Origin of the sequence: Embleya scabrispora, assembly GCF_002024165.1 — a bacterium.
GTDB classification, from domain to species: Bacteria; Actinomycetota; Actinomycetes; order Streptomycetales; family Streptomycetaceae; genus Embleya; species Embleya scabrispora_A.
On record NZ_MWQN01000001.1, the window covers coordinates 640,160 to 657,165 of the forward strand.

Consider the following 17,006-nt stretch of genomic DNA (forward strand, 5'->3'; position numbering starts at 1 on the left):
CCCCCGTCCCCCATTCCTCACCACTTGCCTTGTCCACCGGCCTGATCGACTCATCCGTCCACCGGGCCCCGAAGCGGAGCGACGAAACCTTGCGAGTCCTGGTGACCGAGGACGAGGAACTGCTTGCCGACCTGGTGGCCCGAGGGCTGCGCCGGGCGGCGATCGCGGTCGATGTGGCGTACGACGGCGAGAGCGCGTTGGAGCGGCTGGCGGTCAACGACTACGACGTGCTCGTGCTCGACCGCGACCTGCCCGGCACGCACGGTGACGAGGTCTGCCGGCGGGTGGTGGCCGGGCGGCTGCGTACCCGGATCCTGATGCTGACCGCCGCCGGGACCGTGCCCGAGCGGGTGGCCGGGCTGCGCCTCGGCGCCGACGACTACCTGCCCAAGCCGTTCGAGTTCGCCGAACTGCTGGCGCGCGTGCAGGCGTTGGGACGGCGAGCGGCGCCGGCGGTGCCGCCGGTGCTGGAGAAGCACGGCATCGTGCTGGACAGCGCGCGGCGCCAAGTCACCCGCAACGGCGAGTACGTTCGGCTCGCGCACAAGGAATTCGCGGTGCTGGCGACGCTGATGGCGGCCGACGGCGCGGTGGTCAGCGCCGAGGAACTGCTGGAGCGGGTCTGGGACGAGAACATCGACCCGTTCTCCAACACCGTGCGGGTGACCATGTCCAAGCTGCGGGCCAAGCTCGGCGACCCCCAGGTGATCCGGACCGTGCCGGGCTCGGGATACCTGATATGAGCGGCGTGGTGGCGATGCGCAGCCTGGCGGGCGATCTGCGACTGCTCCGGCGGGCGGTGTTCCGGCGGCCGTCGGCGCGGGCGCGACTGGCGCTCATGTACGGCGGCATGTCGCTGGTGGTGGGGACGGTGCTGTTGGGCATCGTGTACTGGTTCGTCGATCAGCGTGTGTCCCAGCGGCTGCCGACGGCGATGGCCAGGACGTTGGCGATCGACGCCTCGGGCGACACGACCACGTACGGCCCGGCCGCCCCCGTACAGGCCGCACCGGCGCAGCCGGCCGAGCCGGGGGCGTACGCCCAGACCTCGTTGCCCCTGGAGCGGATCCGCCGGGCCAGTTCGGTCGGCCAGGACGTGACGATGAGCCAGCTGCTGACCGTACTCGGGGCCGCCCTCCTCCTCCTCGCGGCGGCCTCGATCCTGGTCGGGTGGTGGATGTCGGGGCGCGTACTGCGCCCGGTGCACGGCATCACCGCGACCGCGCGCCGGTTGTCCGAACACAATCTGCACGAGCGGATCGCGATGCCCGGGCCGGACGACGAACTCAAGGAACTCGCCGACACGTTCGACGGGATGCTGGATCGGCTGGAGAAGTCCTTCGACAGTCGGCGGCTGTTCGTCGCCAACGCCTCACACGAGTTGCGCACCCCACTCACGATCCAGCGCACGGCGATCGAGATCGGCCTCGCCGATCCGCACTCGCCGGCGGACATCGTCGAGACCCGCGAGCACCTGCTGGCGCTGAACCGGCGCACGGAGCGGCTGATCGACGGGCTGTTGAACCTGGCGGTGAGCGAGCGCGGGAACGTCCGGGTGACGCCGGTCGCACTGGACGAACTGACCGCCGACGTCCTGCGCCAAACCCGTCCGGCGGCCGAGCGGGCAGGGGTCCGGGTGGACGCGAACCTGGCCGGGAGCACGGTCGCCGGCGACCCCCTGCTGCTTCGCCAACTGGTCACGAATCTCATCGAAAACGCGGTCCGCCACAACCACGCGGGCGGCTTCATCACGATCGGCGTCTCCCCGGGCTCGTTCCGCATCCGCAACACCGGCCCGGTCATCCCCGCCGCCCGCATCCCCGACCTCTTCGAACCCTTCCACCGCTTCCGCCCCAACCGCACCGGCTCCGCCAAGGGTTCCGGCCTGGGCCTCTCCATAGTCCAAGCCATAGCCCACGCCCACGCGGCCCGAATCACCACAACAGCCAATCAGCACGGCGGCCTGTCCATAGCAATAGCCCTCCCCACCCCCCGAACCCCTTGCCGAGCCAAAGCCCCGAAGCCGAAGGCATCGAACACTCACCCGAGTTGACGACGCCCGGCAAGAACTACGGGCGAAACCCAAACACCTGCACACAGCCCTCCGCCAACAGGGACAACACCCCCAACACCCCCGGCCACCCCACCCGCCCTCAGCCCGACCGCCGCTTGAGGCCACCCAACACAACCGGACACCCAACACCGGCCAAAACACTTCGCCCGGCCACTACCTCCGGCCGATCCGCCTCCCACAAAGCCCACACCCTCCAGCCCGGCCGGCGCTTGAGGCCACCCCAACGCAACCAGACACCCGACGCCGGCCAAAACACCCAGCCCGGCCACTACCCCCGGCCGATCCGCCTCCCACAAAGCCCACACCCTCCAGCCCGGCCGGCGCTTGAGGCCACCCCAACGCAACCAGACACCCGACGCCGGCCAAAACACCCAGCCCGGCCACTACCCCCGGCCGATCCGCCTCCCACAAAGCCCACATCCTTCAGCCCGGCCGGCGCTTGAGGCCACCCCAACGCAACCAGACACCCGACGCCGGCCAAAACACTTCGCCCGGCCAAGACCCCGAAATCCGAGTGGACGGAGGCACACGCCCGACGGCCCACCCGGGCACGACCACGACCCCGTCGGCTCAGCCGTCCGCGCCCACGCGCCGCGCCACCGCCGTCGGCAGCGGATACGGCTTTTCCGGCGGCAACAAGCGCTGCGCCTGGGCAACCCGCCCGTCCTTCACCAATCCGGCCAACCGCCGCACCAGCGGCGTCAGATCGGTGATCCCGACGACCCACTCCTCGTTGAAGGTCCGGATCAGCCCGCGCCCGATCCCCACCTGAATGCTGTAGTGGTTCAGCGCCGCCCCGCGCACCGACCGCTCCGGATCCCACTGCACATGCACATCGGCGCCCGCCACCGACCCCTCGGTCGACACCGCCCGCGCCAACGCCTCCTCGAACCCGGCCCGAGTCATCCGCACCGCCAACACCCGTTCCTGGCCCGCCTTGCGCCCCCAGTCACTGCGGTGCATCAACCACCGAAACGACGGCTTGATCCAGGTCATCCGCCCGAACGAGAACGGCGCCACGAACCGCCCCTCCCGCAACGCCGGTTCGGCGATGGCCAGCGCATACGCCTGGTACACCACCAACGAACGCGCATCGAAGTCGGCCCGAATCCGACGCAACATCACCATGCCCCGACACGCTGCCGGCCCCACCCTCCCCCGGCCACGCATTTTCCCCGTCCAACGCGATGTGCCATCTCTCACTACAACCTCTGACCCTGCTCGATCGTCGAACCGACCTCCAAACCACCCGAATCGACGGATCCCGCGACCGGAGGCAACTCTTCGCATGTCTTCGACAACTCTCCGCACAGCAGTGGCATTCGATTGCCCTTGCAGGTGTCCCAGGCACCTGGTTGCCTTCCTCCGCCCGGTAATCCCGGCAACACGAGGAGCGCACCCATGCCGATGCCCCGAAGGAAACCAATCCACAACCGTCGACTCACCGTCCTCACAGGCGGGATCGCCACCGCGATCCTGGCCTCCGGACTGCTCGCCGCACCCGCCTCCGCCGCATCCACGGCAATAGCCAGTCCCACCAACCTGCGGATGCAGCGGGCCCCGATCAACGGTTCGGGGGACAGTTGCGGATTCCTCGGTGCGATCGGCTCGTCCAGCACACTCGATCTCTTCGCAACGATCGGCGAACCGAACGGCCCGCTGATCGGCGCGCACTTCGAGGTCCACGAGGTCGGCAATGGCAACCCGACCGTGTGGGACGGTGGTTGGGACTCGGAGTGGCAGGGAACGCACGAGGCGATCGCACGTGTCCCGGGTGCCGTCCTCACCAACGGCAAGACCTACGCCTGGAGCGTCGAGGCAGGGCTCGCAAACCAACCCGACCCGGCACGCACCGTCGGCTGCACATTCACTTACGACGACACCCGACCCGGCACTCCGACCATCACCAGCACGGACTTCCCCGTGAACGGCGGGGGCAAGTACGTCGGGCAGGAAGGCGTCTTCATCTTCGACGTAGGTTCCGCAGGCCCCGACCTGACAGGGGTCGAGTACGCGCTCGACACCTCGCTGCCGGTCGGTGGGGGACGAAAGGCGATCTACGACGCGCCCTCGGGAACCTGGCGGACCCCACCCCTGACCTTTGGCCAGTGGGGGACCAACAATCTGTCGGCACAGACCATCGACCACGCGGGCAACCGTTCCTGGACCATGACGTACACGTTCTTCGTCCCGAGCAATCCCAATCCGCCCGCCCCCAAACCCGGTGACATCAACCGCGACGGCAAGGTGGACATCCTCTCCGTGGACGCCGCCGGCGCACTACGCTTCCACAGCGCAGGCGACAACCCGACAGCGGGCGGTCGAATCGCAGCGGCGGCCAACGCAGGGCTCGCGGAGGATGCCGGAGGACACCGCACGTGGGCCGGCACCCTCACCACGCACCGCGGCGGGGACGCCGCCGACAACCTCTACGCGCATGCGAACTCGTCACTGGGCGCATACCGCAACTTCCCCGGCCCACTTCCGGAGGACGGATTCTTCCTCACGAAGCGCAAGAGCGTCGTGGTCCGCCCGCAGACGTGTGTGGACCCTGCAGCGGTCGACGGAACCTGCACCGGGTACGCCGACTCCTGGTCCCAGGTGAAGCAACTCGTGGCTGCCGGCGATGTCGACGGCGTGGCCACCGGTGGTTCCAATGCCTCCACCCGAGACCTGTTCACGGTTGAGACCGACGCCGCCGGCAACGCGCAGCTCTGGTTGTTCAGCGGCACGATCCTTCCCAGCTCGTTCGACCACGCAACCCCCATCGGCCCCGCCACCCGGCAGAACCAGGACATCATGGTCCCCGGCGACGTCACCGGCGACGGACTGCCCGAGTTGTGGATCCGCGACCGCACCAACGGCAACGTCTACCAATACGCGTCCGTGAGGAAGGCCGACGGCACCGCCGACCTCGACGCCTACACCGCCACCCCGACGCTGATCGGCACCGGCTTCGACACCACCACCTACCCCAAGGTCTCCACCGACGGCGACTTCGACGCCGACGGCCACGCCGACCTGTGGGCCCGCACCCCCAACGGCAACGTCCACACCTTCCCCGGCGGCAACACCCCCGACCCGGCAACCGGCAACACCTTCGGCCCCGCCCAACTCATCGCCGGCAACTGACCCACCCACACAATCGGGGCCACCCCCTGCCATGGAGGCGGCCCCGGTCGTATCGGCGTCAGATGCCGACGTATTCGAATACCGCGCCGTCCGGGTGCCGCAATACCGCGCGGCGACCGTTCGGGGTCGGGGCCGGTGCGGCGATCGATTCGGCCCCACAGTCTCCCGCGCGGGCACGACGACCACCGCACCGGTCGTCATCCCGACGATCGGCCGTAGCGCCGCATCGCCTCCTCGGGCGCCCCGGGCCTGACCCTGCCCCGGCGGGCCAGCATCCGCAGAGTACGGATCACGATCGACGGGGCGTCCACCGCGAAGTGGGTGCGGGTCGCGGCTCGGGTGTCGGACAGGCCGAAGCCGTCCGTGCCGAGCGAGGTCCACTCCTGCCGGACCCATGGCGCGATCTGGTCGGGGACGGTGCGCATCCAGTCGCTCACCGCCACCACCGGCCCGGTCGCGTCCGCCAAGGCTGCGGTGACATACGGGACTTGGTCCTCCCCGGCGGCCAGCGCCTCGCGGCGCAGCTCGGTCCAGGAGGTCACCGACCACACCTGGGCCCGCACATCCCAGTCCTCGGCCAGCAGCCGCTGCGCCTCCAGCGCCCACCGCACCGCCGTGCCACTGGCGAGCAGTTCGGCGTCGGCCTCCGCGTCGGCGACGGGCGCGCAGCAGTGCATGCCCCGCAGGATCCCCTCGGCCGCCCCGATCCCGGGCATCGCGGGCTGCGGCAGCGGCTCGTTGTACACCGTCAGGTAATAGAAGACGTCCTCACCCGTGGGGTGCTCGGGCGTGGCCGTGAGCATCCGCCGCAACCCCTCCCGCACCACGACCGCGATCTCGTACGCGAAAGCCGGGTCGTACGACACGCACGCCGGGTTCGTCGACGCGATCAACTGGGAGTGGCCGTCCGCGTGTTGCAGCCCCTCGCCGGTCATCGTGGTCCGGCCCGCGGTCGCGCCGATCAGGAATCCGCGCCCCATCTGGTCGGCCAGCGCCCACAGTTGGTCGGCCACCCGCTGCCACCCGAACATCGAGTAGAAGACGTAGAACGGGATCATCGGCTCGCCGTGCGTCGCGTACGCGGTGGCCGCCGCCGTGAACGAGGCGACCGCGCCGGCCTCGGTGATGCCCTCGTTGAGGATCTGGCCGTCCACCGCCTCCCGGTAGGAGAGCAGCAGTTCGCGGTCCACCGCGTCGTAGGTCTGCCCGTGCGGCGAGTAGATCCCGGCCGTCGGGAACATCGACTCCATTCCGAACGTGCGCGCCTCGTCCGGCACGATCGGCACCCAGCGCCGACCCACGACGGGGTCGCGCATCAGGTCCTTGGCCAGCCGGACGAACGCCATCGTGGTGGCGATCTCCTGCTTCCCCGACCCCTCGAGCAGCGCCGCGAACGGCGCCGACGTCAGCGCCGGCGGCTCCGGCAGCGGGGTGAACGCGGTACGCCGGGCCGGGACCGGCCCGCCGAGCGCGCGCCGCCGGTCGGCCAGGTAGCGGGCCTCGGGCGAGTCCGGCCCCGGGTGCAGGTACGGCGGCAACTCGCCGGCCAGGTCGGCGTCGGACACCGGCAGGTCGAGCCGGTCGCGCATCACCCGGAATTCGTCCTGGCGCAGCTTCTTCATCTGGTGGTTGGCGTTGCGCGCCTCGAAGCCGGGTCCGAGCGTCCAGCCCTTGACCGTCTGCACGAGCACCACGCTCGGGCCGCCGCGGTGGTCGACCGCGGCCCGATAGGCCGCGTGTACCTTGCGGGGTTCGTGTCCCGCCCGCGAGAACCCGACCACCTCGGCGAGCCGCGCGTCGGCCAAGTGCGCGGCCACGTCGCGCAGATCGGGAGAGCCGCCGAGCAGGTTGTCCCGGATGTAGGCGCCGGCCGCGGCCGAGTAGGTCTGGAACTGGCCGTCGGGCGTGCGTTCCAGACGGCGGATCAGCTCGCCGTCGTGGTCGCGTGCGAACAGGTCGTCCCAGTCCCGGCCCCACAGCGCCTTGACCACATGCCAGCCGGCGCCGGCGAATACGCCCTCCAACTCCTGGACCACCCGCCCGTTTCCGCGTACCGGGCCGTCCAGGCGTTGCAGGTTGCAGTTGATCACGAAGACCAGGTTGTCCAGCCCCTCGCGGGCGGCCAGGGTCAGCGCCGCGGTGGCCTCGGGCTCGTCCATCTCGCCGTCGCCGAGGAAGGCCCAGACCCGGCTGCGCGACGTGTCCTTGATGCCGCGGTGGTGCAGATAGCGGTTGAACCTGGCCTGGTAGACCGCGGCCAGCGGGCCCAGACCCATCGATACGGTCGGGAACTCCCAGAAGCCGCCCGACGATCGTGGATGCGGATAGGAGGGCAACCCGCCGCCGCCCACCTCGCGCCGGAACCGATCCAGCTGGTCGACCGTCAGGCGCCCCTCCAGGAAGGCCCGCGCGTACACACCGGGCGAAGCGTGTCCCTGGAAGTAGATCTGGTCGCCGGGACCGCCGTCGGCCCGCCCTCGGAAGAAGTGCTCGAACCCGACCTCGTACAGCCAGGCCGCCGACGCGTAGGTGGCCATGTGTCCGCCGAGGCCGAAGCGGCTTGCCCGGGTGACCATCGCGGCGGCGTTCCACCGGTTGTACGCGGTGATCCGCTCCTCGAGGGCGAGGTCGCCGGGGTAGGCCGGCTCGGCCGCGGTCGGCACGGTGTTGACGTACGGGGTACGCGTCACCGGCGGCAGGTCGAGGCCGTGGTGCGCGCCGTGTTCGAGGAGGCGGGCCAGCAGCAGGCGGGCTCGGCCGGGGCCGGCGGCGCGTACGACGGCGTCGAGCGATTCGGCCCATTCCGCGGTTTCCTCGGGGTCCCGGTCGGGGAGCTGGTCGAGCTGCCCGGGCGGGATTCGGCTCGACGTGTGGGGTGACATCCGGGCCGCCTCCTTCGTATCGGTGAAGTCGGTGAAGGCTTCTGCGCGGGCCTCCGGGAGGCCGCTGCGTGCGGGCTTCCGGTCGAAGTCCGGCGGCGAAGCCCCTTCATTCTGCGCAATGATCGATCATTGCGCAAAAGCCGCCTCCCCCACCTACACTGGCGCGATGACCGAGCCGCGCCCGATCGCCGAGCCGCCCCGCCCGACCCTGGAGCGCCGTCCGCTGCGCGAACAGATCCGTCAGTACGTCACCGAGGCCGTGGTCGCGGGCCGTTGGGCCCCCGGCGAGCGCATCGTCGAACGCCGCGTCGCGGTCGAGCTGGGCGTCAGCCAGGCCCCCGTGCGCGAGGCGCTGCGCGAGCTGGAACAGCTGGGCCTGGTCGAGTCGGAGCCGAACAAGGGCGTACGCGTGCGCTCCTTCAGCGAGGCCGATCTGCGCGAGATCTACCCGGTCCGGGCCGGCCTCGAGGAGACCGCGGCCCGGCTTGCGCTGCCGAGGATCGACGACGCACGACTCGCCGCGCTCGATCGCCACGTCGCCGCGCTGCACGCGGCCTCGACGGCCGGGGACGCCGCCGCGCAGGTCCGGCACGGGGTGGCCTTCCACCGCGAGATCGTCGCCGCGTCCGGCAACGCGCTGCTCGGCTCGGTATGGGAGGCGCTGGGCATCGAGGTCTGGACGACGCTGTCGATCCGCGTGTACCGCATGGACCTGCACGAGAACGCGGCCGACCACGAGCCGATCGTCGCCGCCTTCCGCCGCCGCGACCCGGCCACGGGCGAACTACTGCGCGAACACGTCCTGGGCTACGGCGGCTGCGCGCTCTTGCCGTAGGCACGGCGGGGTACAGGGCACGCCGCGGCGCATCGGGTACGTGCGCCCCGCCCCTCCGGCCACGCCCCGCGCCCTCACCGCAGGACGCCGCGCTCCGCGCGCATATGCGGCGCGACCACATTGCGCGGCCGGTTGAACAGGATCACCGTCAGCTCGACCACCGCGACCGCGAGCGCCACCATGAACGCGATCAGCGACAGGTAGCCCCAGAACGCCGCCGGACTCTCCCCGTCCGCCGCGAACCACGGCGACACCGCGATCACTATGGACATGCACCACATCTGGATCGCCACCAGCGCCATCGCCCGCACCAGTCCGCGCCGCGCGGGATCGCTCAGCGGCAGCGCCCGGAACGCGAGCATGACGTCGTCGGCCACACGCGCGCTGCGCCACACGTCGCTCGTACGGTTCGTCAGACCCACCGAGGACATGAACGCGAGATAGGTCAGCCACAGCCGCATGCGCACAACCTCTTCCCCCGCGACCCGCCGTGTGGCTCCGTGTCACACGTGTCACCACCATTGTCGCCCAGCCCCTTCGGCCCACGCACAGGGCCTCCGGTCAAACGCGGGGCTTCCGGTCAAAAGGGACAACAGGGTGGTACGCGGGGTGGGATCGCCGCCGGGAGCGGCCCGCGCTACTCGGTGACCGGGTTGCGCCGCTCGCGCTCCTCGACCGTACGCCGGTGCTCCTCGACGTTGCCGGTCAGCGCCTCGGTGCGGTGTCCGCGGGCGATGTAGTCCAGGACGACCGCCTCGATCGCGTCCTGCGCGTTGCGGACGCCGGACAGGACCATGACCTCGATCACGGCGTTCGCGTCCAGGCTGATGTTGACCTTGGCCATCGACGACTCCCTCGACTCGACCCGCTCCACACGATCGCACGACTGCCCGCCCGTCGGCGCGACCGCTCCGCCGCCGAACCGCCTGCGGATTCCCGGGGTATCGCACGCACACGACCGTCGGATCACCCGCGAGAGGGGACTCTATCGGCCGTTAGGGGGGTTGGCGTCGTCGGTGCGACTGAATATGTCCCGAGTGGGTGGATCCTCCGGGCATGTGCGCTTGCGTACGGACCCTGCCCCCGTGTCGAAGGCGAGTCGGATACCTGTGACCTCGGAAGACCCCCTCGTCGTTCTCTCCGGCGTGAACAAACACTTCGGGTCGCTGCACGTGCTCCGCGACATCGACCTGACGGTGGCCCGCAACGAGGTGGTCGTCCTGATCGGCCCCTCCGGCTCCGGCAAGTCCACGCTGTGCCGCACGATCAACCGCCTGGAGCCGATCGACTCCGGCACGATCACCATCGACGGCCGGCCACTGCCCGCCGAGGGACGCGGACTGGCCCGGCTGCGCTCCGAGGTCGGCATGGTGTTCCAGTCCTTCAACCTGTTCGCGCACAAGACGGTCCTGGAGAATCTGACCCTCGCTCAGCTCAAGGTGCGCAAGCGCAGCAAGGCCGAGGCGGAGAAGAAGGCCCGCGAACTCCTGGCCCGGGTCGGACTCGCCGACCAGGCGCCCAAGTATCCGGCGCAACTCTCCGGCGGCCAGCAACAACGGGTCGCGATCGCCCGGTCGTTGGCGATGGATCCCAAGGTCATGCTGTTCGACGAGCCGACCTCCGCGCTCGACCCGGAGATGATCAACGAGGTCCTGGAGGTCATGCGCTCGCTCGCCGTCGAGGGCATGACGATGGTCGTGGTCACCCACGAGATGGGCTTCGCCCGCTCGGCGGCCAACCGGGTCGTGTTCATGGCCGACGGACGGATCATGGAATCGCGCACGCCCGAGGAGTTCTTCGACAACCCGGAGACCGACCGGGCCAAGGACTTCCTGTCCAAGATCCTCAAGCACTGACGGGGGGTCGGACATGCGCACCCACACCGCCTCCGCCGACGCGGGCACCGCAGCCCGCACCGGCGCGCCGCCGCGCCGCCGGCCCCGGTCCGCCGTCGTGCCGCTCGCGGCCCTGCTCGCCGTCGTGTTGCTCGCCGCGTGCGGCAAATCCGGTACGCCCCCGCCCAAGGGCCCCAAACCCAAGGACCTGCCGTCGTATCAGGTCGCCACCGACGTGAACCTCGACTCGCCCACGTTCCGATCGGCCAAGTCGCGCGGCAAGTTGGTCGTCGGCACCAAGGCGGACCAGCCCTACGTCGCGGCGCAGGACCCGGCGACCGGCTACTACTCGGGCTTCGACGTCGAGATCGCCAAGATGATGGCCGCGTCGCTGGGCTTCGGGGTGGACCGCATCGAGTTCAAGACGATCACCTCCGCCAACCGCGAGACCTCGTTGCAGAACGGCGAAGTCGACTACTACGTCGGGACGTACACGATCAACGACAACCGCAAGAAGCTGGTCGGCTTCGCCGGGCCGTACTACATCGCCGGCCAGGCGCTGCTGGTCCGCAAGGACGACAAGTCCATCAACGGCCCCCAGGACCTGGCCGGCAAGAAGGTCTGCTCGGTCGCCGGATCCACGCCGTACCAGCGGATCGTGGCCAACTACCCCAAGGCCACCGCCGTCGCCTACGACAGCTACTCGGTGTGCGTGGACAACCTGATCAGCCTTCAGGTCGACGCGGTGACCACCGACGACACCATCCTCAAGGGTTATGCCGCGAAGGTGCCGGACCAACTCCGGCTCGCGGGCGAGCCGTTCTCCAAGGAGCCGTACGGGATCGGCGTACCGCGCGGCGATCGCACCTTCCGACTCGCCCTGGACGACGCGATCGTCGCGCACGAACAAAACGGCGACTGGAAACGCGCCTACGACTCGACCCTCGGCCTCTCCGGCGTACCGGCTCCCCCGCCGCCGCCCGTGGACCGGTACTAGCGGAAGGCGTCGACCATGAATGTCCTGTTCGACAACTTCACCCTGTTCCGCAAGGGCTTCGTCGGTACCGTCGAACTGACCCTGGCCGCCGGGCTGATCGCACTGGTGGTGGGCGTGCTGATGGCCGGGTGCCGGGTCTCGCCGGTGCGGCCGATGCGGCTGATCGGCGGCGCGTGGGTGACCGTACTGCGCAACACCCCGCTTACGCTGCTGTTCTTCGCGGTGGTCCTGGGGTTGCCGCGATTCGGCGTGGTACTTCCCTTCTTCACCCTCGCCGTGCTCGCCCTGGGCTGCTACACCTCGGCCTTCGTCTGCGAGGCGGTGCGGGCCGGCATCAACACCGTGCCGGTCGGTCAGGGCGAGGCGGCCCGGAGTCTGGGCATGAACTTCGGCCAGACGCTCAGCCTGATCGTGCTGCCGCAGGCGGTGCGCGCGGTGATCCCGCCGGTCGGCAGCACGCTGATCGCACTCGCCAAGAACAGCGCCATCGCCGGTTCGTTCAGCGTGGTCGAACTGCTCGGCACGTACCGCACGCTCAACGAACTCGGCTACGACATCGTCGCCACGTTCCTGTGGATCGCGGTCGGCTACCTGATCATCACGCTGACGCTCAGCGCGGTGTTCCGGATCCTGGAGAAGCGTCTGGAGGTGGCCCGATGAGTGTCGAGGCGTCGGCGCTGTACGACATCCCCGGCCCGAAGGCACTGGCCCGGCACCGTACTTACGGCCTGATCGCCACCGTCGTACTGCTCGGCGTGCTGGCCTGGGTGATCTACAAGCTGATCGACACGGGCCAGTTCGCGGGCGACAAGTGGGCGCCCTTCGAATACGTGGGCGTGCAGAAGCTGTTGCTGCGCGGTCTGTGGCACACGATCCAGGTCTTCGCGTGGGCGGCGGTGTTGTCCCTGGCGTTCGGCGCGTTCTTTGCCGCGGGGCGGCTGTCCGACCATCGGGTGGTCCGCTGGTTCGCGGGCCTGGTGGTGGAGTTCTTCCGGGCCATGCCGGTGCTGGTGATGATCTTCTTCATCTTCATCGCGATGAAGGTCGAACCCCGCCTGGCCCTGATCGCCGGCCTGACCCTGTACAACGGCTCGGTACTGGCGGAGGTCTTCCGGGGCGGGGTCAACGCGGTCCCCAAGGGCCAGAGCGAGGCGGCCTACGCGCTGGGCATGCGCAAGACCTCGGTGATGATCCACGTCCTGATCCCGCAGGCCGTGCGCACCATGCTGCCCACGATCATCAGCCAGTTGGTGGTCACGCTCAAGGACACCTCGCTCGGATACCTGATCTCCTACGAGGAGTTCCTCTACGCCGGCAAGCAGATCGCCACGAACCTCGACTACAGCCTCCCCTTCATCCCGGTGGTCATCGTGATCGCCCCGATCTACATCGGCATGTGCATGCTCCTGTCCGGCCTGGCCCGCTACCTCGAAAGCCGGAGACGGCGACAGCACAGGGGCACCTGACCCCGCCCGAGATCGGGGCCGCCTCCATGACTGGGGGTGGCCCCGATTGTGTGGGTGGGTCAGTTGCCGGCGATGAGTTGGGCGGGGCCGAAGGTGTTGCCGGTTGCCGGGTCGGGGGTGTTGCCGCCGGGGAAGGTGTGGACGTTGCCGTTGGGGGTGCGGGCCCACAGGTCGGCGTGGCCGTCGGCGTCGAAGTCGCCGTCGGTGGAGACCTTGGGGTAGGTGGTGGTGTCGAAGCCGGTGCCGATCAGCGTCGGGGTGGCGGTGTAGGCGTCGAGGTCGGCGGTGCCGTCGGCCTTCCTCACGGACGCGTATTGGTAGACGTTGCCGTTGGTGCGGTCGCGGATCCACAACTCGGGCAGTCCGTCGCCGGTGACGTCGCCGGGGACCATGATGTCCTGGTTCTGCCGGGTGGCGGGGCCGATGGCGATGGCGCGGTCGAAGGAGCCGGAGCTCACAGTGCCGGTGAGCAACCAGAGCTGTTGGTTCCCGTTGCCATCGTCTTCCACGGTGAACACGTCGTCCGAGGACTCGCCGACTTGACCGGTCGGGACACCGTCCACGTCGCCGGCCGCGACGACCTGCTTCGTCCTATCCCAATCGGTGCCATACGTCGTGCAGGCACCAAGCGCCGACCCGGATTCGATGCATGTGTCGGGACGGAAGACCACCGAGCTGTCCTGGCTTGCGAAGTAGCCCTTGGCGGGCGTCGCACCAGGAGTATTGCTGTAGAAGTAGAGGGTGCCATCGGCATATGCGTACAGATCATCACCCGACTGGCCGCCTCGGTGGGTTATGAGGGCGCCGGTCCAGGTGCGCTTCCCCGCCGGCGTTTCGATCGGGCCGTTGTAGACCGTCGATACGACAACGCCGCCCGAGCCGGGAGTAGTTGCCGAGCTGTAGCCCTTGAGGGCACCTGTGGCGTCGGCAACGAGCACGTCGATCCTGCCGTCGTGGGTGACGTCGCCGGGCTTGGGTGCGGGCGGGTTGGGGTCACTCGGCGTATGGAAGCTGTAGGTCGTTTGTTGCGAACGGTTGCCGGCACGGTCGACCGTTTGGGCGAAGAGGTGGTTGGTTCCCCACTGTGCCACCGTGAGGGGTGGGGTGCGCCAGGTGCCGGAGGTTGGGTCGTAGATGGCTCGTGCGGCTCCGCCGACGGGGATGGTGCCGTTGAGGGAATATTCGACGGCGACTGCGTCGGGGGTGGTGGCGAAGAGGAACACCCCTGCCTGGCCGGCGTATTTGCCGCCGCCGTCGATCGGGAAGTCGGTGCTGGTGATCGTCGGCGGAGCGGCCGCCGTGCGGTCGTAGGTGAAGGTGCAGCCCGTGGCCCAGGTCGGGTCGGGGGCGTCGGCGCGGCCGGACCGGACGCTCCAGGCGTAGGTCTTGCCGTCGGTGAGCAGGGTGGCCGGGATGTACGCCTGGGCCTCGTGGGTGCCGTACGACTCCGAGACCCAGCCGCTGTCGAAGGTGGTCGGGTCGCCGTTGCCGACCTCGTGCAGTTCGAAGTGGGCGCCGATCAGCGGACCGTCGGCCTCGCCGACCGTCGCGAACAGGCCGAGCGAGCCGACCGGACCAAGCGCGCCGACGTAACCGCAGTCGCCCGTCGAGCCGTCGACCGGCACCGGGTTCATCCGCAGGTTCGTCGGACCGCCGGCCGCCGACGCGGGGGACGCCGGGACGGTCAACAAGCCGCCGGCCAGGACCGCGGTGGCAATGCCGCCCACCAGGGCGGGGAACCTACGGCGGTCGCGTGTGGGTTTCCTTCGGAACATGGCCATGGATGCACTCCTCGTGTCGCCGGGATCACCGGACGACGGAAGGCAACCAGTCGACTGGGACACCCGCAACGGAGATGTGGTGTCGCCGAGTCGGCGCGGTTCCGGATGGTCACGGACGGGTTTCGACGGGTTACTGCAAGCCGCCTGTATCCACCGGTATGGGCGGTCCGTGGCTCACCGCGACGATTGGCGGTGACGGGAGGTTGTAGTGAGGGATGCCACAGGTTCGCGGCTCGGGCGGGTGGGGTGGCCGGGCCCGGGCCGACTGTGGCCGCCCCACCCGCCGGCGCGTCAGTTGCGTATCGGGATCGTGAGCGTCGAGGGGTCGTACTGCGGCGATGTGAAGGTGAGTTGGCTGCTGAGGGGGTTGTGTTCGAGGTAGAGGGGGTCGACTGTGTCGATCACCGCGGCCAGGCTGTGGCCTGCCGGGACGTCGTAGGACGTGGCGGTCAGGTCGAGGCTAATCGGGAAGGGGGTGCCTGGGGTTTTGGCGTGGAAGGTGTACGGGGCGTGGGTGACGAGTTTGCCGATGCCCAGGGGGCCTACGTCGTATAGGTAGGCGAAGATCGTTCCGCTTTCGTGGGATGCGGTGATCGTGGTGTGCAGCTTTGTGGTGCCGCGGACCCTGGTTGGCGTGCTGTAGCGGTCGGATTGCCAGACGGCGGCGAAGGCCCTGGGCAGGAGCGGGATCGAGGCCGTGGGTGGGGCCTTGAGGAACTGGTCGAGGATGCTGGACAGGAAGATCGTGCCGCCGTCGGCCCCGGAGTCGATGCCGGTCAGGATGCGGCGGCTGTCGGTGAGTGCGAGGGTGCGGGTCGAGTTCGCCGCGGCGGGCCAGTTCGGGTAGCCCTCGTAGCCGCCGCCGGTGCGGGATTTCAGCTGTACCGCCGGCTCCCGGTCGATGCCGTTGTCGATGCCCCTGAGATGGTGGTCGAGCCAGCGGGTCGAGTCGGCCCAGACGTCGTTGGGCAGGCCGAGCAGGCCGCCCGCCTCGGCGGTGGCGTGGTCGCCGGGGCGGAATTCGAGGCGCTTGGGACCGGTCAACCGGCCGAAGAAGTCGGCGTATTGGTCGGGCGGGAAGAGCGAGTCGCCCCACGCGTTGCCGAGCATGATCGCGGGGGCGTTGGCGTTGATCCGGTCGAGGTGGGTCACCGGCGAGCGTTTGGCACCCCACGCCAGCATCTCCGGCTCCTTGGCGAGATTGCCGGAGAGGAAGTTCTTCAGGATTTCGGTGAGTTCGGCACTGGGCCGCCCGGTGAGGAAGCCGGCACCGCCCAACAGCGCGGCGGCCTGAGCGTGTTCGGTCCGGCCGGCGTATATCGACTCGATCAGGTCGGCCCAGCCGCTCATCGCGACGACGGCCTTGATCCTGGGGTCGAACGCGGAGGCGAGGAGGCTGATCCCGGCGCCGTAGGAGACGCCGGCCATGCCGATCCGGGCCGGGTCGGCGGGCGTGTTGGCCAGCGCCCAGTCGATCACCCTGGACGCGTCGGCGATGTCCGGCGGCCCGGCGGTCTCGATCTCGCCGCCCGATTGCCAGAAGCCGCGCGAGTTGTAGCCGATCACGACGTAGCCGCGCTCGGCGAGTTGTCGTGCCGGGACGACGTACTCGATCTGCGGCATCGCCCAACTGGTCGGCAGTACGACGACCGGGTAGCGGGTGCCGGGCGCGCCGCCGGTGGGGGTGATGATGTTGGCGGCCAGCTTGGTGCCGCCGTCGCCGGGGATGTCGACGAAGCGCAGGGACGAGCCGGCGGCGGACTGCACGACCGCCGCTGTGGTGGGGGCCGGGGCGGCGCCCGCCGGGGCGGCCGGGCCGAGGGCGGTCCCGGCGAGGATCGCGGCCGAGACGACGGCGGCCGCACGAGCGCGTGGGCGCAGGCGGAATCGACCCATCAGGGTCTCCTGACGTCATGGTCGGGGCGTGGCCCGACCCGCGGGAAGGCATGGTGAGACGACGCCTGGGGACGGCGTCGGAGGGTGACTCACGAGTAAGTTACGCGC

The 17,006-nt window shown here is 69.7% G+C and carries 14 protein-coding genes; 8 read left to right on the forward strand and 6 right to left on the reverse strand.

Features of this window, described 5'->3' with window-relative positions; translation table 11 throughout:
- Positions 1-89: 89 nt before the first annotated feature.
- Both B4N89_RS03105 and B4N89_RS03110 read left to right on the forward strand, forming a co-directional pair.
- Entirely contained in the window at positions 90-743 is a 654-nt protein-coding gene (locus B4N89_RS03105) for a response regulator transcription factor (RefSeq protein ID WP_078979072.1), read from the forward strand.
- On the forward strand, positions 740-2,053 hold the full coding sequence (locus B4N89_RS03110) for a sensor histidine kinase (RefSeq protein WP_235618443.1): 1,314 nt from the start codon (positions 740-742) through the stop codon (positions 2,051-2,053). Before B4N89_RS03105 ends, B4N89_RS03110 begins: the two co-directional genes overlap by 4 nt.
- 591 nt (positions 2,054-2,644) lie before the next feature.
- Here the strand turns inward: B4N89_RS03110 and B4N89_RS03115 are convergent.
- Complete coding sequence (locus B4N89_RS03115) at positions 2,645-3,202, reverse strand: DUF4291 domain-containing protein (protein WP_078974337.1); 558 nt, start codon at positions 3,200-3,202, stop codon at positions 2,645-2,647.
- Between the two features lie 273 nt (positions 3,203-3,475).
- Between B4N89_RS03115 and B4N89_RS03120 the strand changes: the two genes are divergently transcribed.
- The gene (locus B4N89_RS03120; protein ID WP_143657810.1) at positions 3,476-5,206 is read left to right on the forward strand and encodes a hypothetical protein; all 1,731 of its coding nucleotides are present in this window, start codon (positions 3,476-3,478) and stop codon (positions 5,204-5,206) included.
- 197 nt (positions 5,207-5,403) lie between these two features.
- On the opposite strand, the gene aceE is transcribed toward B4N89_RS03120, so the two are convergent.
- Complete coding sequence (gene aceE, locus B4N89_RS03130; protein WP_078974339.1) at positions 5,404-8,088, reverse strand: pyruvate dehydrogenase (acetyl-transferring), homodimeric type; 2,685 nt, start codon at positions 8,086-8,088, stop codon at positions 5,404-5,406.
- Between the two features lie 166 nt (positions 8,089-8,254).
- On the opposite strand from aceE, the gene B4N89_RS03135 reads away from it, so the two are divergent.
- A complete protein-coding gene (locus B4N89_RS03135) occupies positions 8,255-8,923 on the forward strand; it encodes a GntR family transcriptional regulator (protein WP_078974340.1) in 669 nt (222 codons plus the stop codon).
- A 74-nt stretch (positions 8,924-8,997) separates the two neighbouring features.
- Here the strand turns inward: B4N89_RS03135 and B4N89_RS03140 are convergent, their stop codons facing one another.
- The gene (locus B4N89_RS03140) at positions 8,998-9,384 is read right to left on the reverse strand and encodes a hypothetical protein (RefSeq protein ID WP_078974341.1); all 387 of its coding nucleotides are present in this window, start codon (positions 9,382-9,384) and stop codon (positions 8,998-9,000) included.
- Positions 9,385-9,560: 176 nt separating this feature from the next.
- A complete protein-coding gene (locus B4N89_RS03145; protein ID WP_078979074.1) occupies positions 9,561-9,767 on the reverse strand; it encodes a DUF2191 domain-containing protein in 207 nt (68 codons plus the stop codon).
- Between the two features lie 265 nt (positions 9,768-10,032).
- Between B4N89_RS03145 and B4N89_RS03150 the strand changes: the two genes are divergently transcribed.
- From B4N89_RS03150 to B4N89_RS03165, 4 genes are read left to right on the forward strand one after another with little or no spacing between them, the layout of a single operon-like run.
- Positions 10,033-10,779, forward strand: a complete 747-nt coding sequence (locus B4N89_RS03150) for an amino acid ABC transporter ATP-binding protein (RefSeq protein ID WP_201260775.1) — start codon at positions 10,033-10,035, stop codon at positions 10,777-10,779.
- Positions 10,780-10,792: 13 nt separating this feature from the next.
- A complete protein-coding gene (locus B4N89_RS03155) occupies positions 10,793-11,755 on the forward strand; it encodes a glutamate ABC transporter substrate-binding protein (protein WP_078974343.1) in 963 nt (320 codons plus the stop codon).
- Between the two features lie 15 nt (positions 11,756-11,770).
- Positions 11,771-12,415, forward strand: coding sequence for an amino acid ABC transporter permease (locus B4N89_RS03160; protein ID WP_078974344.1), 645 nt, complete (start codon positions 11,771-11,773; stop codon positions 12,413-12,415).
- Positions 12,412-13,221, forward strand: a complete 810-nt coding sequence (locus B4N89_RS03165) for an amino acid ABC transporter permease (protein WP_078974345.1) — start codon at positions 12,412-12,414, stop codon at positions 13,219-13,221. The genes B4N89_RS03160 and B4N89_RS03165 overlap by 4 nt, the downstream gene beginning before the upstream one ends.
- A 59-nt stretch (positions 13,222-13,280) precedes the next feature.
- Here the strand turns inward: B4N89_RS03165 and B4N89_RS03170 are convergent, their stop codons facing one another.
- A complete protein-coding gene (locus tag B4N89_RS03170; RefSeq protein WP_143657811.1) occupies positions 13,281-15,002 on the reverse strand; it encodes a hypothetical protein in 1,722 nt (573 codons plus the stop codon).
- Positions 15,003-15,293: 291 nt separating this feature from the next.
- The gene (locus B4N89_RS03175) at positions 15,294-16,898 is read right to left on the reverse strand and encodes an alpha/beta fold hydrolase (RefSeq protein WP_078974347.1); all 1,605 of its coding nucleotides are present in this window, start codon (positions 16,896-16,898) and stop codon (positions 15,294-15,296) included.
- Positions 16,899-17,006: the final 108 nt, after the last annotated feature.